Here is a 15191-nt window from a genome sequence, read left to right as displayed (position 1 = left end):
ACTGTCGTGTCTTATAAACAACATGTTTAATATGCTATAACAGTAACTATTGAAAGTAGGTGAAACATACATGTGCGCTGGTCTTCTCGCTCAGTTTCCAGAGGAACCGAAAGAACCGAAAGCCGCCCTCCCGCTTGAACAAGAATTTACCATTAATGCAACATTATACAGTGCTCGCGCTTGGTTATCAGACAATGACACTTTCTCTCAAACTATTTGGAAAGCTACCCGCTTCGCTTCTGCATCACACGCTGGTAGTTCCATCTTCCCAGTCGGTACTGTTAAAATTGTAAATGTTTCTGATGATACAATAACGGTTACTATATCATCAGAATCAAAAGATGCTCTTAAAATAATCGTCCCTCCACATTCTGAAGCTGCTTTAACGTCTAGTTCTTTATCTGATGTGCAAGCAAGTACATCAGGAGGAGCAAGTAAAGTCACATTTCTCTTTCATATCTTTTTCTCAAGGGATCCTGGTTCAGATAAAAAACCATAAAAAAGGTACAGTTATGCACTGTACTTTTTTCATGTGTTCTATTCTCTTGATTTGATTAGTTCAATATTATAAGTTTCGATATCTGTTAACGTTCCTGTAAAGTAAGGATTTTCTCTATACCAAGACTGTTTTGCAAAATACGCTTGCATATCTTTCGTTTGAAAAATATGTCCATGCCTTGCATATATTTCATTTCTAGCAATTTTCAACTGCTCTTTCGATAAATATGTTAAATCTGCGCTCGTTAATTTTCGAATATCACTATCAGGAAAGATGAAACCATTATATACATACCCAGTCGCGGGCGTTGGAGTAACATTATAAACAACTGTTTTTTCTGTACTTTTCTTTTGGAATGGAAGATTATAAGACGAAAGTGCCGTTACCGTCTCTACTTGTGTCGTTTCCCGTCCGCTTTCTCCATTTCGTTCTAAATAAATCGTCGCACTTCCATCAGTCGCTACTGGCCCCCATGTAATTTCTTCTCCTGCCAGCGCTGTAACCGGTTTTTGATTTACGTACAATGTTGCACCCGGCGCGTTCGTTTGAACTGTAATATATTGACCTTGCAACGTTAAATCTATCGTTACGTTATTTTGGCTCTGTTTCATAAGTACAACCTTTTCCTCACGAGATAATTTTACATAGTCATTTTTATAATCTGATTGAAACACTTGATTTCCCGGAAGAAATGGCCCATATTGCTTCTCAAACTTTTTGTCATCTGTCTTATCAATTTCTTTTCCGTTCATTTTTAACGATACGCCTTTTTCATTTGTAAGCAAAGTTGTATAGTACGTCTTCGCTTTCAATTTATATCGATCAAATATAAAGAAATACTTTCCGTCTTTCGTTAATGAAAAATCAGCTCTTTCTATTCCGTCCCGTTGTTTTTCACCTTGTCTCAAATATCCTTTTAATTCATTTACGTAAGATGGATTTTCTTTTATATATGAAAATAGGGGCTTTACACTCTCTCTCGTTATCATAACCGATGGATCATCTGCCGTAACGATCTCAGCTAATTTCTCTCCGTCCCTCTCTTGTAAAATCGTAATCATCCGGTCTACTTGTGCCAGCTGCGTATAATACGACGATCCGTACAAATACAATCCAATAATCACTATAACAAATAGCGCTAACAGTGTAATACCAACTTTTGCACCACCGCTCATGTTCTTCTTTACTACAGGACGTCCCCTCTTCGACCCGCAGTTTTGACAAAATTGCAAACCATCTTCAAACTGAGCTCCGCACTTTGTACATACATTCATTCAGTCAACCACCTTTTCATTAGAAGCCAGTTATTCCCTGTGTTAAGGCTTGAATTATCGTGCTAATGTAAGACCAAAGTACAATGAACGTTGCAATTCCAATTAAAACATTTGCAATAATAAGTGTGTAAACGAGATCTAATCCGCCATTGTCTAGCTTTAATACGGCTACAGTTATACTAATCCCTATATAAGTTGCAGCTACGGATAATAATATAGGTAAGAAAAAGATTAATAAGAAACTAAAAAGAAAAGAAAGGACTAATATGACAATAGCCGGCGTCGCTATCGTTCCCCATATACCAAATACTTCAAGAAACGAAAAAGATGATTTCATCATCTTACCACTTACAAAAATAATAAATCCGACAAATAAAGTTAAAATTAATAAAAAGAAAAAGACCGTTATAGATTCTCCAAAAAACGTGGGAGTAGATATATCTGGTGCAAATGTTCTCGTAACTGCTGATGCTGCACTCATCATTCTATAAAAAATACATGCTCCTAAAAAACAAATAAGAACAAGACTTACAATTCCTTTTCGCACTTCAATAGCGCCGCTTTTCATAATCGCTGTCGGTGCTTGTAATGCATGTTTAAAAAATTGAAAATAGCCGCTCGCAAACCGTTTCGCTTGCTCTACCGTTTCATTTGGCCGAGCTTCCTTTGCTTGTGCCGCACGTACTTGTTCCGGCCCTTCTTCTTGGCCACTACTTGCCACTACTTCTTCCGTTAACGAATGTCCACAATTCCCGCAAAACTTTGCCTCCGCTGCATTTTCTGTATGACATGACGGACATTTCATTCTCTTATCCCTCCTTAAGCATATACCATATAGGGTGTTACAAGTTCAATATATGACTTTGGACATAAAACATGACTACAAGAAAAAGATTCTGAAATCCTTCTTCCGAAAGAAAATATATGTGCTAGTAATCTTGAAAAAAAATGCTATTATGAAACAGAATAAATAATATTTTTAACAGATTGGATGACTGGCAATGGAATTGGTAAACTCAATTTTTCAAATACTCCTTACAAGCGTAATCCAATTATTATCTTTAATTGGCGTTATCATTGTAATTGGATTTCTATTAGGCTATTTAGAATCTCTCACACGCATGTATTGGTCGAGAGCTTTCGGAAGAAAAGGATTCCTATTAACGGCTTGGATTGGTGTTCCGATTCACGAACTTGGACATGCCATTATGTGCGTGCTGTTCCGTCATAAGATTGTAGCAACGCAGTTCTTCCCGACAGATACAAGTCAAGGGGCTTTAGGTTACGTACAACATCAATACAATCAAAAAAGTGTGTATCAACGGATTGGGAATTTCTTCATCGGCATTGGGCCTATTATTTCTGGTATTACTGCACTAATCCTTTTAATGCGCTATTTCGTACCAGAATCATATTTTTTATTTAATACAACTCTCGAAAAAACGATTGCTTCTACTTCTATTAATGTAGAAATGATCCAAAACATGCTCTTGTCGACGTTTGTATTATTGAAAAGCTTATTTACAATCGGTAATTTATTGAATCCTTCCTTTTGGTTATTTTTATTTATCGCCATTTGCATTTCCGCACATATCGCTTTAAGTAAACCAGACATTAAAGGATCAATAGACGGAGTTATCGTCATGTTTATCGTTTTATTTTTATTCAACATCATCGCGGGACTGTTTCAATACGACAGTAACCAGCTAATTGGACAGGTTATGAAATATAATATGTATCTCATTGCGTTTTCTAGTGTAGCACTGCTTTTCTCTTGTATTTCTACACTTGTAAGTTTTGGGTTTTATAAAATAAGAGGAGGGCGTTCGTTTTGAACGCCCTCTTCTTATTAATTATTCCCCTTATAATCACAATGCTCAACAGGCACACGAGCATGCCCTTCTTCATCGGTACACCATGACTGTGATTGGAATGCAAGAAAGATACCAATCCATTCTTCTTCCTTTTCAAAGTGAATGAGTATTCCTCCGTCTTGCCATATGCCATCATCACCTTGCCATTTTTCTACATTCCCTTGATTCATATGAATATCATGTATACCATTTCCTGGTTTGAAATGAAAATAGGAATCTGGTGTATTTTCTTCTGGTCCCCATCTTTCACCAAACGCGTAAATAATTGCTTTTTCTTCTATTGCTCGTTTTATATAACGTTCTATTTTTTCATTTAAATCATTATCTGCTCCTGCTTTTTCGGGAGGCAAAGGAATCATTTGATTTGAGTCAAATAGATTTCCTCTTACATAATCTAAAGCTACTTTCGGTTCATTGTTTTTTATTTCTGTAAAACCGAATGGTAATGTCGGTAAAATATGAATCGCCTCTGACTTAATATTGTTACTCGCAAAATATAAAACTTCTGATGGATAGCTTTGCGATTTTACGTTAATTGCAATGCGATAATCTACTTCTGCTTCATCTTGTAAATGAACTTGATAATGAGGAGTTTTCCCTTTTCCCATCTTTGATTGTATAACTGTACCTTTTAACACACCGTAGTTTTTTAGGGGCATACATTTCATCTCCTATTCATTTAGTAGAAGCTATTCATATTTAAATCATTATCCATTCATAAAAAAAATCCTCCTATTTTAGGAGGATTTTTAATTTCTCAACATATACCAAACAATAACCTCTACCACTACAAGTAAAACCGCACCAAAGATCATTAACGTCGTCTTCTTTAATAGTTCATTTTCATGGTAAGGGATATTACATAAGTAAGCACCTAATGTAATCCGTGATGGACAAGCGATTGTCGCTACTGATGATGCAGTGTTTTGAAGGGTTGTGACATATTGCCACGGGAGTGCTACGTTTTGTGCGGTTTGCATTTGGAGTTTTATAAACATTGCATTTGATCCTGCGTTACTACCTGTTAAAAATCCACCAATAGCGCCAATAAACGGAGCAACGAAAACGAAAAAGGTTCCAAATGTATCACCAGCTGTCTTTGCGAGTAATGAATGCATGCCTGATGCACCCATGAGTTCTGAAATGGCGATAAACATTGTCGTCGTAATCGCAAAAGGAATCCATTGTTTAATCGTTTGTGAGAGTGATTGTTTAATAATATTAGACGGGATGCGGAAGAAAATAATAGTAAATAAGCAAGTCATACCGAGCCAAAATCCTGGTGAATACAGCATTTCTAATTTGTAAGAGTATGATTTCAAATCAAGGACTGCATATGATCTGAACAAGTCATGTAATGCAGGAACGAGGCGAGAAAGTAAAATACAAACTGTTAGAAATATATAAGGGCTAATAATTTTTATAATGGATACTTCTCTCTCCGTTGCAGCCGCATGTTCTGTTATAAGATTTTGCCCACTTTTTCCTTTTAATTTAATGATAAGAAAGCCAAATGTAATCGTAACGATAGAACTTAATATCCCGGCTAGTTCAACACTTACGTACGCATTAGAAAGATAGATTCCGAGAGAAAATAATAGAAAGAATCCTACTCCTTCTTTCCACTTTTCTATAACCGCTTGCCAGCCGCCAACAACGTGTAAAGAAAGAATAACAAAGTAAGCAAACATCGGAATACTTAATAGCGCTGTATTTGTACCAAGTGTTGTAAGAGGCATATTTATTAGCTGCGAACCGATAATCGTACCAGTTGCCATTGCGCCCCATGAACTAGCTAGTAAGCCGATGAATGAGAGCAGTACAGCTTGAAATGGTTTATATCCTAGTGAAAGAAAAATAGGTGCTGCAACCATGAAGCCGATACCGAATCCACTTACTGATTCAATAAGCGGGCAAATGCCAAAACACATAAGCAGCATTTGTAATAAGCGATCCTGAGTAACTGCTTCTAGAAAACGTGCTACTTGATCGATGTACCCCATTTTGTTCATGAGGTGAAATAAAAAAATACCGAAAAATAAAACGTACCCGACAATAAAACAAATTAACCATCCTTTAATCGTTGCGTGTACAGTTTCACTTATCCCTAATTGAAACGTTGGCGAGAGTAAAACGATTCCAACAGACACAGCATAAGAAATTAACGAAGACCTTAATGACGTTTGTTTAAATAAAAATAAACAAATGAAAATCATCATAATTGGGATAAGTGCCAACAATATGGCCATATTATCATCTCATTTCGTTTAAAATACAATTTTTAACTATTATATAACAGATGCTATATTTTTCAATTGTTTTTACAACAGATTCAAAAAAGGAACCAAACGGCTCCTTTTCATTCACTCCCATTTTCTATTATCCTGAAAAACTGTCTGCTTTCCGACTATTTCTTTCAACACAACAAACACAATGTAAGTACATATTGCTTGCAATATAATATTCCAAAATTTCATTAATGTAAATGAATGAATCCGTAGAAATAATTCGTTTAATAATACAATCGAAACGATACTAAATAATTCTATACTAATCGAAAATAGACATATTTCTAAAATAGACTGTTCTTGAATGCGATTTAAGTTGGAAAAGATAAATACATACCCTAAAAATAGAGCCATTAACTCTATTTTCGTCATGCTAATGAGCCAAGCGTATAATGGTACAGTTAAAAATAGATATAGTAATTTACGTCTTAGCATGCCTTCTCCTCCTCTGAATTATATGTATTTTCTGTATATTTTAACATTTATTACGCAAAACAAAAAGAAGAGACTACGCCTCTTCTTTTTGTTTTGTTGCATATATTAATTCACATATTTCTTCTCGCTTTTCATTTTCTAAAAGCTCAATGACCTTACTTCCAACGACAACTCCGTCGCATATTGTAACCATTTCTTCTACATGTTCTTTTGTTGAGATGCCGAATCCAGCGACTACTGGTAAGTTGACGTGTGATTTTACTTTTTCTAAGTAACTATGAATCTCCTCTTTAAAGTTTTGACGTACTCCCGTTACGCCCGCTACTGTAACAGCATAAACGAACCCTTCTGATTCACTCGTAATTTTTTCAATTCTTTCAATAGGACTCGTTACGGTAACGAGTGGAATGAGCGCAATGTTTACCTCTCGAAGTAACGACGCAATAATATTTTGTTCTTCATACGGTAAGTCTGGAACGATGATGCCGTCTACACCTGCTTCTATACAGTTCTCAATGAATCTCTCTTTTCCGAATGCAAGTACCGGATTTAAATATGTCATGAGTACAAACGGAATTTGCACTTCTTTCCTTACCTCTATTAATGCTTGAAAAATACCTTTTACTGTTACGCCGCTATCTAGCGCTCGTTTCCCTGCTCTTTGAATCGTTGGACCGTCTGCGACTGGATCCGAAAAAGGAATGCCGATTTCAACGATGCTCGCTCCTGCTTCATCTAAAAAACGAATTCTTTCTTTTAATTTTTCAAAGCCGCCATCTCCGCCCATTACGTACGGAATAAATGCTTTCTTTCCATTTTCAAACGCTGCTTTAATTTTTTCTACTCCCATTTTTTACACCTCTTCCATATAACGTTTTATACTCTCTACATCTTTATCACCGCGGCCAGATAAACAAATGACAAGCCCTTCATCTTTCTTCATTTGCGGCGCTAATTTTAATGCGTATGCGACAGCATGCGAGCTTTCTAACGCCGGGATAATGCCTTCTTTTTTCGTTAATAATTGAAATGCTTCTAATGCTTCTTCGTCTGTTATCGAATGATAAGAAACGCGGCCAATATCTTTTAGCAAGCTATGTTCTGGACCAACACCTGGATAATCAAGTCCTGCTGAAATAGAGTGTGCTTCTTGAATTTGTCCTTCTTCGTTTTGCAGAAGATACATCATTGATCCGTGGAGAACGCCAACGCTTCCTTTCGTTAAAGTTGCTGCATGCTTTTCTGTATGAACGCCTTTTCCAGCTGCTTCTACGCCGTAAAGAGCAACTTCTTCATCATGTACGAACGGATAAAACATCCCCATCGCGTTACTGCCACCGCCAATACAAGCAACGACTGCTTCTGGTAACTTTCCTTCTAACGCCTCATATTGTTTTTTCGTTTCATTTCCAATTACACTTTGGAAATCACGTACAATTTGCGGGAATGGATGTGGTCCGAGAACAGATCCCATAATGTAGTGCGTATCATGCACATGTGAAACCCAGTAACGAAGCGCCTCGTTTACCGCATCTTTTAATGTACCACTACCTGCCGCTACACTTTCTACTTTCGCTCCGAGTAATTCCATTCGGAACACATTTAATTTTTGACGTCTTACATCTTCTTCTCCCATAAAAATGACGCATTTTAATCCGAGAAGAGCACATACAGTAGCTGTTGCAACTCCGTGTTGTCCAGCTCCTGTTTCAGCGACAACTTTTTTCTTGCCCATTCGCACTGCAAGTAGTGCCTGACCGATTGTATTGTTAATTTTATGAGCTCCTGTATGGTTCAAATCTTCACGTTTTAAATAAATCTTTGCACCTCCGCAATACTTCGTCAGATTTTCAGCGAAATAAAGCGGTGTTTCTCTTCCGACGTACGTTTTTAAATAATGATTTAATTCCTTTTGAAATGCTTCATCTTGCATCGCTTCTTTATATGCTTCTTCTAGTTCTAGTACAGATTGCATTAACGTTTCTGGAACGTATCGTCCTCCGTATATACCGTAATGTCCTTTTTCATCTGGATATGCGTAGTTCATTTGGAACACTCCTTCGCTTTTATAATAAATTGTTTTATTTTCTCTACATCTTTCTTTCCTTCTGTCTCTACTCCGCTGCTCACATCGACCATATAAGGCCGAACAGTTCGAATTGCTTCTTCTATATTAAGAGCGTTTAATCCACCAGCTAATATCGTTTTCTTTCGCAATTCTTTTGGCATATGCCCAAGTAGTTCCCATGAAAATGTCTTTCCATTTCCTCCATGAAACTTTTCTTTCGGGCTATCAAATAATATATAATCCGTTTCATACCTTTGAGCGTTTTTCATATCACTCTCTGAAGTTACTCCTAGCGACTTTATAGACGGAATATTCAATCTTCTAATTTGATAATTGTCTTCATCCCCATGTAGTTGTACATGTGTTAACCCACACTCATCTGCAATTTTCTGGATCACTTCTACTGATTCATTTACGAAAACACCGATTTTTAACACGTTGGCTGGAAGCTCCTGAATGATTTCTTTCGCTCTCTTTGGAGTGATTTTCCGTTTACTTTCTGCAAAAACAAATCCGAGTGCATCTGCGTCGTATTCGCACGCACTTTTCGCTGTTTCCACATCAGTGATGCCGCAAATTTTCACTTTCATATATTCACCTTACAATCTTCAAAAAAACTACTAATAGAAGATGATGTCATAAGCGCCTCTCCAACTAATACACCTTTGGCTCCAGCTCTTTTAACACGAATAATATCTTCTTTTGAATGAATGCCACTTTCACTAATCCAAAGTAGTTTCTCCTCATTCAATCTTTTTCCAAGCTTTTCAGTTTGGCTTAAATCTACTTCGAACGTTTTTAAATTACGATTATTAATACCAATAACGTGCGGATTTAATACAATCGCAGTTTCTAATTCCCGTTCATCATGAACTTCAACAATCGCTTCCAATCCTTTTTCTAACACGTAGCTATACAACTCTTTTAACTTCTCTTTCGTTAACGCTGCTACAATTAGTAAAATAATATCTGCTCCCGCTTCATATGCTCTATCGATTTGAATCTTATCAATTATGAAATCTTTACATAAAAGCGGAATGTTACTTTCTTCTCTTGCTGTTTGTAAATCGTGAAACGACCCTTTAAAAAATTGACCATCTGTTAAAACAGATACTGCTCCTGCACCACATTTCTCATATGTTCCCACTTGTTTTCGTACGTCAACGTGTAAATTGATATCTCCTTTTGATGGTGATGCTCGCTTTACTTCTGCAATGACAGTAAACTGCTGTAACGCTTCTACAAGTGAATGTGTCTTTCTTTTTGTTTTTACTGGTGTATATATTTCATACAACTCCGCAACTTCCCTTTGCTTCTGTTCTACAATTTCATCTAAAATCGTCCCCACTTTAGTTCACCCTTTCTAATTTTTCATTGCTTGCTGCAATTAATAAGTTTAATTTGGCTAATGCTTTTCCAGAGTCAATGCTATGTGCCGCGAGTTTAATTCCTTCTTCAATTGTTTCCGTTTTTCCATTTGCGAAAAGAGCTAGACCTGCATTTAATAAAACTGTATCACGATAAACACTCTTTTCTCCGCTCAATACTTCAAGCGTAATCTTTGCATTTTCTTTTGAATTCCCCCCTCTAATTTCTTCATTTTTCACTCTTGAAAAACCATACTTTTCTGGATCAATACTCATTTCTACTATTTCATTATCTTTTAAAAGGACTACGTGATTTTCCCCTTGTAATGACGCTTCATCTAAAAAACCACTTCCATTTACGACAAGCGCTTGTTTCCGACCTAACTTTTGTAATACTTCTGCAACTGGTAATAACATATCTCGTTTATAAATACCGACAAATTGTGTTTCTAAATTCACTGGATTTGTTAAAGGGCCAATTAAATTAAAGATCGTCGGCACGTTTAACTCTTTTCTTATTTTCATAATGCGCCTTAGTGCTGGATGCATCACTGGTGCAAATAAAAATGCAATGCCCACATGCTCTAGTAAATAATCAATTTCGTTTGGCGTACTACTAATATTTACACCTAGTTCTTCTAATAAGTCTGCACTTCCTGTTTTACTAGAAACAGCACGATTACCATGTTTTGCAACCTTTACACCTGCTCCTGCCAGTACGAATGCTGATGTTGTGCTAATATTAAACGTTTGAGCACCGTCACCACCCGTCCCGCAATTGTCCATTTCTCCTTGTATATGGTTCGAAAACGGCAATGCCTTTTCGCGAAGAGCTCGAACGAGACCGTATATTTCTTCTGCAGTTTCACCTTTCGCTTTCAGTAAGACTAAGAAAGCTGCAATTTCACTTTCTAATATGTTTTCACTTAATAAAAGTAGTCCTGCTTTATACATTTCCTCTTCTGTTAAATGTTGACCCTCCACTAATTTACGAAGATAGTTATTCATACTCTTTCCTCCTCTTTTATTTCTGTTAAAAAGGCACGTATTAACTTTCCGCCTTCTTCTGTTGCGATTGATTCCGGATGAAACTGTAATCCGAAGAGCGGATAATAATTGTGACGGACTGCCATTATCTCTCCGTCGTCCATCGCTGTCGCTAATATGTCAAAACACTCTGGCAAGCTCGTTTGCTCTGCAACAAGGGAATGATAGCGCATTGCCGTTAGCGGCTGTGTAGCGTATGAAAAGATTGACGTTCCGTTATGTTTCACACGCGATGTTTTTCCATGTTTAATACATTCTGCTCTAACAATGTCTCCTCCAAATGCAGCTATGATCGCTTGGTGGCCAAGACAAATCCCTAATATGGGAACGTTCTTATAAAAATGACGGGTGACGTCGATACAAATGCCAGCATCCTCTGGTTTTCCTGGTCCTGGTGAAAGTACAATTCCTCTTGGATTCACCTCTTCTAACTGTTCTATCGTTATTTCATCATTTCTTACAACTACAATTTCTTCTTCATGTTCGCCTAACAGTTGATACAAGTTATATGTGAACGAATCGTAATTATCGATAAGTACAATCATTTCATTACCTCCAAAAGCGCTCTCGCTTTATTTAATGTTTCTTCATATTCAGCTACTGGATCTGAATCGTAAACGACTCCTGCTCCTGCCTGAACATATGCTTTTTCATCCTTTACGACCATCGTTCGAATGGCGAGCGCCATATCAAGATTTCCTGAAAAACTAACGTATCCAACTGCACCAGCGTATACATTTCTTTTTTCATTCTCTAGTTCATTTATAATTTCCATCGCTCTAATTTTCGGAGCTCCAGAAACCGTCCCTGCTGGTAAGCAATACGCTAACGCATCAAATCCGCCCATTTGTTTTTGCAATGTTCCGTAAACTTCGGATACAATGTGCATAACGTGAGAATATTTTTCTACTTTCATATATTTATCTATCGTAACCGAGCCGATTTCACTCACTCTACCAATATCGTTTCGCCCAAGATCTACAAGCATCATATGCTCTGCTCGCTCTTTCTCATTGCCTAACAGTTCTTTTGCGATTTCCTCATCTTCCCTCTTCGTTTTCCCCCTCGGCCTTGTACCAGCAATTGGATTCGTCATCACTTTATCCTCCCTTACTGATAGTAAACTTTCTGGCGAAGAACCGAGTACAACATAATCTTGAAAATCGATATAGAACATATATGGTGATGGATTTGCAATTCGAAGTTTTCGATATAACGCGAATGGATCACCAATACATTCACTTTGTAAACGCTGTGACAGTACAACTTGGAATATGTCTCCCGCTCTTATATATTCTTTCGCCATTTCTACCATCTCACAAAACTCTTTTTCCGTTATAGAAGAAGTGAATGATAATGGGGATTGTATTGCATTTACTTCAGCTTCTTCTCCTTGTAGCACTTCCTCTTTGTATACTCGTAGCCTTTCGTATACTTCTTCATAATCTGCTGAATCATCTTGCCTGCATACATATACAAACGACAACTTTTGGCGTAAATGATCGTAAACGATAAACTCACGATATAGTAAAAGGTGTACTTCCGGAATATTTAATGGGTCGTGTAAATCCGCTCCAATGTTTTCATACTGCCGAATGACGTCATATCCAATATAACCAACTGCTCCCCCGCAAAATGGAAATGGACTCTCTACTTGAGCTGACGCGATCACTTCTTCTAACACTTGAAGTACGTTACTTTGCAATTTTTCTGACCGGCCGTAAATCGTTCGTTCCACTTCCGTACCAACGCTTTTCACTTCTCCATAAGGATTACATCCTAAGTAAGAATAACGCCCTTTATCTTGATGAAGCTGTGAACTTTCTAATAAGAATTTCTTCTTCCCTTTCATACGTCTATATAAAGAAATTGGCGTAATGCTATCTCCTTCTTCTTCAGTGATTACTAAAAATGTCTTTCTCTCTCTTTTTTGTTTTATAAATTCTTCTTTCGTCATCATGTCCTTCACCTCGCCCTGAAAAATAAAAAAGTCCTCTACATATCGAAAATATGTAGAGGACGATAAATATACCGCGGTACCACCTCGTGTTGGATGCAAAAGCATCCCGCTTTGTTCAGGTACAAAATTTATACCTTATCCTTCTAACGGCGGAACCCGGGTTGCCTACTGAAAATAATTGTTCAGCATACCTCTCGTAAGCCCATTCCGTATATGGCACCGCACCGGGCTCCCACCTATCCCCGGCTCTCTGTAACGTCTCCAATATACGTACTCTTCTTACTTAAACGATTTCATTTATTTAATTTTTTATACACAAAAAGGGAGTACTCATCCTATAGAAAGGACGGGTACTCCCGTGGTGCCACCTTAATTCGTTACGAATGTAACGCACTTTACCGTATCAAAAACAATACGTGTCTCTTATATCGATGAGATCATGTCGCCAAAGCCTACTTCTTTCGTTTCGGTTTGGAAGCTCCGAAGCCCATTCCACATTAATTCCATACTGATTCGCACCAACCATCAGCTCTCTGACATGTTCATCATGTGTACTCTTCTTCATCAACGCTTGCATTTTTTTAAGTTGCACTCATTATAGACCTGACTTTTTTCACAAGTCAATACTTTTTTAAAAATTTTATTTTTCTTTCCTTTCAATATTATATTGACAAAACAACCGCTTTTTATGTAAATATAATAAATACTCTATTAAAAATAAGGTTTTTTGTATGAATATTATATATTAAAAAAGTAAAATAACATCAAAAAACGCTTACATTTCTGAAAATTCATATTTCTGTATGGATTTTTCAGAATAATCATGATAGATTATAAATATGCATAACGCATCAAAAGACATGACAAAAGGAAGGGGAACTACATGAGTACGCAGATGTTAACTTTAACTTCTATCTCAATTTACATGCTCGGGATGTTAGTAATTGGCTATTTCGCTTATAAACGAACGTCCAACTTAACAGATTATATGCTTGGCGGGCGTACACTAGGCCCCGCAGTAACAGCATTAAGCGCTGGAGCATCCGATATGAGTGGTTGGCTTTTAATGGGATTACCCGGTGCAATGTTTAGCGTTGGATTAAGTAGTAGTTGGATTGCGATCGGCCTGACACTAGGCGCATACGCAAACTGGCTATATGTCGCTCCTCGCTTACGTACCTACTCAGAAATTGCAAATAACTCTATTACTATCCCAGAATTTTTGGAACACCGTTTCCACGACAAATCTCATATGCTACGTTTAGTATCTGGACTTGTTATTATGATTTTCTTTACTTTCTATGTAGCTTCAGGATTAGTTTCAGGCGCTGTATTATTTGAAAATTCATTTGGCATGAACTATCATGTTGGATTATTCATTGTAGCTGGCGTTGTTGTCGCTTACACATTATTTGGTGGTTTCTTAGCAGTAAGTTGGACAGACTTCGTGCAAGGAATCATTATGGTAGTTGCTCTTATTCTTGTTCCTATCGTAACAATTATGAATTCGAACGGACTTGGACCTGCATTTGATACAATTCGATCTGTAGATCCAACACGTCTAGATATTTTTAAAGGTGCCTCTACTTTAGGAATGATTTCTCTATTCGCATGGGGCCTTGGTTATGTCGGACAACCTCATATTATCGTACGCTTTATGGCAATTTCTTCTGTAAAAGAACTTAAAAGCGCACGAAGAATTGGTATGAGCTGGATGATTTTCTCTGTTGTTGGAGCTATGTTTACTGGTCTTATTGGTATTGCTTACTATTCACAACAAGAGTTAACATTATCTAACCCAGAAACAATTTTCCTTGAACTTGGGAAAATTTTATTCCACCCACTTATTACTGGATTTTTATTAGCCGCAATTTTAGCAGCGATTATGAGTACAATCTCATCTCAGTTACTCGTTACTTCTAGTGCCGTAACGGAAGACTTATATCGTACATTCTTCAAACGTTCTGCATCTGATAAAGAACTTGTATTTGTCGGTCGTATGGCTGTACTTGTTATTGCATTAGTTGGGTGCGCTTTAGCGTTTAAACAAAATGATACGATTTTAGCTCTTGTTGGATACGCTTGGGCTGGTTTTGGTTCTTCATTCGGACCTGCTATTTTATTAAGCTTATATTGGAAACGTATGACGAAATGGGGCGCGCTTGCTGGTATGATTTCTGGTGCCGCTACTGTTATTATCTGGACTCAATTCAAATTCTTAAAAGATTTCTTATATGAAATGATTCCAGGTTTCGCTATTAGTTTACTAGCCATCGTAATTGTTAGTTTACTAACACAACCTTCAAAAGAAGTTGAAGAGCAATTCGAGGATTTCGAAAAACAACATCGTCATAATTTATAAAAAAATCTCTGCTGTTA

General features: G+C 37.1%; 15 protein-coding genes and 2 other annotated features. Of the genes, 3 read left to right on the top strand and 12 right to left on the bottom strand.

The annotated features are described in order from the left end of the window. Positions 1-70: 70 nt before the first annotated feature. Positions 71-499, top strand: coding sequence for a hypothetical protein (locus ACTFP3_RS02750; protein ID WP_113304334.1), 429 nt, complete (start codon positions 71-73; stop codon positions 497-499). 38 nt (positions 500-537) lie between these two features. Here ACTFP3_RS02750 and ACTFP3_RS02745 read toward each other — a convergent pair whose 3' ends face one another. Together ACTFP3_RS02745 and ACTFP3_RS02740 are read right to left on the bottom strand one after the other, a co-directional pair. After that, a complete protein-coding gene (locus ACTFP3_RS02745) occupies positions 538-1773 on the bottom strand; it encodes a TcaA 3rd/4th domain-containing protein (protein WP_326035629.1) in 1236 nt (411 codons plus the stop codon). 19 nt (positions 1774-1792) lie between these two features. Continuing rightward, positions 1793-2578, bottom strand: coding sequence for a zinc ribbon domain-containing protein (locus ACTFP3_RS02740; protein WP_440009261.1), 786 nt, complete (start codon positions 2576-2578; stop codon positions 1793-1795). Positions 2579-2774: 196 nt separating this feature from the next. Between ACTFP3_RS02740 and ACTFP3_RS02735 the strand changes: the two genes are divergently transcribed. Then, positions 2775-3608 carry a hypothetical protein gene (locus ACTFP3_RS02735; protein WP_326035631.1) on the top strand — a complete coding sequence of 278 codons (834 nt, stop codon included), beginning with the start codon at positions 2775-2777 and terminating at the stop codon, positions 3606-3608. Positions 3609-3622: 14 nt separating this feature from the next. On the opposite strand, the gene ACTFP3_RS02730 is transcribed toward ACTFP3_RS02735, so the two are convergent. The 10 genes from ACTFP3_RS02730 to trpE all read right to left on the bottom strand — a co-directional run bounded on the left by ACTFP3_RS02730 (position 3623) and on the right by trpE (position 12812). After that, positions 3623-4306, bottom strand: a complete 684-nt coding sequence (locus tag ACTFP3_RS02730; RefSeq protein ID WP_098235209.1) for a DUF2278 family protein — start codon at positions 4304-4306, stop codon at positions 3623-3625. Positions 4307-4396: 90 nt separating this feature from the next. Beyond that, positions 4397-5896, bottom strand: a complete 1500-nt coding sequence (locus ACTFP3_RS02725; RefSeq protein ID WP_326035632.1) for an L-lactate permease — start codon at positions 5894-5896, stop codon at positions 4397-4399. Positions 5897-6010: 114 nt separating this feature from the next. Next, positions 6011-6370 carry a DUF4029 domain-containing protein gene (locus ACTFP3_RS02720; protein ID WP_000946131.1) on the bottom strand — a complete coding sequence of 120 codons (360 nt, stop codon included), beginning with the start codon at positions 6368-6370 and terminating at the stop codon, positions 6011-6013. Between the two features lie 73 nt (positions 6371-6443). Next, a complete protein-coding gene (gene trpA, locus ACTFP3_RS02715) occupies positions 6444-7220 on the bottom strand; it encodes a tryptophan synthase subunit alpha (protein WP_000537816.1) in 777 nt (258 codons plus the stop codon). Positions 7221-7223: 3 nt separating this feature from the next. Continuing rightward, positions 7224-8417, bottom strand: coding sequence for a tryptophan synthase subunit beta (trpB, locus tag ACTFP3_RS02710; protein ID WP_290102252.1), 1194 nt, complete (start codon positions 8415-8417; stop codon positions 7224-7226). Further along, positions 8414-9028 carry a phosphoribosylanthranilate isomerase gene (locus tag ACTFP3_RS02705; RefSeq protein ID WP_326035634.1) on the bottom strand — a complete coding sequence of 205 codons (615 nt, stop codon included), beginning with the start codon at positions 9026-9028 and terminating at the stop codon, positions 8414-8416. The genes trpB and ACTFP3_RS02705 overlap by 4 nt, the downstream gene beginning before the upstream one ends. Next, positions 9025-9786, bottom strand: coding sequence for an indole-3-glycerol phosphate synthase TrpC (gene trpC, locus ACTFP3_RS02700; protein WP_440009255.1), 762 nt, complete (start codon positions 9784-9786; stop codon positions 9025-9027). Before trpC ends, ACTFP3_RS02705 begins: the two co-directional genes overlap by 4 nt. 1 nt (position 9787) lies before the next feature. Further along, positions 9788-10813, bottom strand: a complete 1026-nt coding sequence (gene trpD, locus ACTFP3_RS02695) for an anthranilate phosphoribosyltransferase (RefSeq protein ID WP_326035636.1) — start codon at positions 10811-10813, stop codon at positions 9788-9790. Then, positions 10810-11397 (bottom strand): aminodeoxychorismate/anthranilate synthase component II, encoded by a 588-nt coding sequence (locus tag ACTFP3_RS02690; RefSeq protein ID WP_326035637.1) that lies wholly within the window; start codon positions 11395-11397, stop codon positions 10810-10812. The genes trpD and ACTFP3_RS02690 overlap by 4 nt, the downstream gene beginning before the upstream one ends. Next, the gene (trpE, locus tag ACTFP3_RS02685; RefSeq protein ID WP_025690139.1) at positions 11394-12812 is read right to left on the bottom strand and encodes an anthranilate synthase component I; all 1419 of its coding nucleotides are present in this window, start codon (positions 12810-12812) and stop codon (positions 11394-11396) included. Before trpE ends, ACTFP3_RS02690 begins: the two co-directional genes overlap by 4 nt. Before the next feature lie 52 nt (positions 12813-12864). After that, positions 12865-13109, bottom strand: a binding site (T-box leader). 42 nt (positions 13110-13151) lie between these two features. After that, positions 13152-13389, bottom strand: a binding site (T-box leader). 306 nt (positions 13390-13695) lie between these two features. Here trpE and putP point away from each other — a divergent pair. Next, complete coding sequence (gene putP / locus ACTFP3_RS02680; protein ID WP_000107210.1) at positions 13696-15174, top strand: sodium/proline symporter PutP; 1479 nt, start codon at positions 13696-13698, stop codon at positions 15172-15174. Positions 15175-15191 lie beyond the last annotated feature (17 nt).

The sequence above is a fragment of the Bacillus cereus group sp. MYBK5-2 genome, from assembly GCF_051915685.1.
In the GTDB taxonomy this organism is placed as follows: domain Bacteria; phylum Bacillota; class Bacilli; order Bacillales; family Bacillaceae_G; genus Bacillus_A; species Bacillus_A cereus.
Note: the sequence above shows the minus strand (reverse complement) of the source record. Positions and strands in the feature narration are given on the sequence as shown.

Coding starts and splice junctions, on each gene's coding strand:
- ACTFP3_RS02750 (WP_113304334.1), top strand. CDS start 71: ATGTGCGCTGGTCTTCTCGCTCAGTTTCCAGAGGAACCGAAAGAACCG.
- ACTFP3_RS02745 (WP_326035629.1), bottom strand. CDS start 1,773: ATGAATGTATGTACAAAGTGCGGAGCTCAGTTTGAAGATGGTTTGCAA.
- ACTFP3_RS02740 (WP_440009261.1), bottom strand. CDS start 2,578: ATGAAATGTCCGTCATGTCATACAGAAAATGCAGCGGAGGCAAAGTTT.
- ACTFP3_RS02735 (WP_326035631.1), top strand. CDS start 2,775: ATGGAATTGGTAAACTCAATTTTTCAAATACTCCTTACAAGCGTAATC.
- ACTFP3_RS02730 (WP_098235209.1), bottom strand. CDS start 4,306: ATGCCCCTAAAAAACTACGGTGTGTTAAAAGGTACAGTTATACAATCA.
- ACTFP3_RS02725 (WP_326035632.1), bottom strand. CDS start 5,896: ATGGCCATATTGTTGGCACTTATCCCAATTATGATGATTTTCATTTGT.
- ACTFP3_RS02720 (WP_000946131.1), bottom strand. CDS start 6,370: ATGCTAAGACGTAAATTACTATATCTATTTTTAACTGTACCATTATAC.
- trpA (WP_000537816.1), bottom strand. CDS start 7,220: ATGGGAGTAGAAAAAATTAAAGCAGCGTTTGAAAATGGAAAGAAAGCA.
- trpB (WP_290102252.1), bottom strand. CDS start 8,417: ATGAACTACGCATATCCAGATGAAAAAGGACATTACGGTATATACGGA.
- ACTFP3_RS02705 (WP_326035634.1), bottom strand. CDS start 9,028: ATGAAAGTGAAAATTTGCGGCATCACTGATGTGGAAACAGCGAAAAGT.
- trpD (WP_326035636.1), bottom strand. CDS start 10,813: ATGAATAACTATCTTCGTAAATTAGTGGAGGGTCAACATTTAACAGAA.
- ACTFP3_RS02690 (WP_326035637.1), bottom strand. CDS start 11,397: ATGATTGTACTTATCGATAATTACGATTCGTTCACATATAACTTGTAT.
- trpE (WP_025690139.1), bottom strand. CDS start 12,812: ATGATGACGAAAGAAGAATTTATAAAACAAAAAAGAGAGAGAAAGACA.
- putP (WP_000107210.1), top strand. CDS start 13,696: ATGAGTACGCAGATGTTAACTTTAACTTCTATCTCAATTTACATGCTC.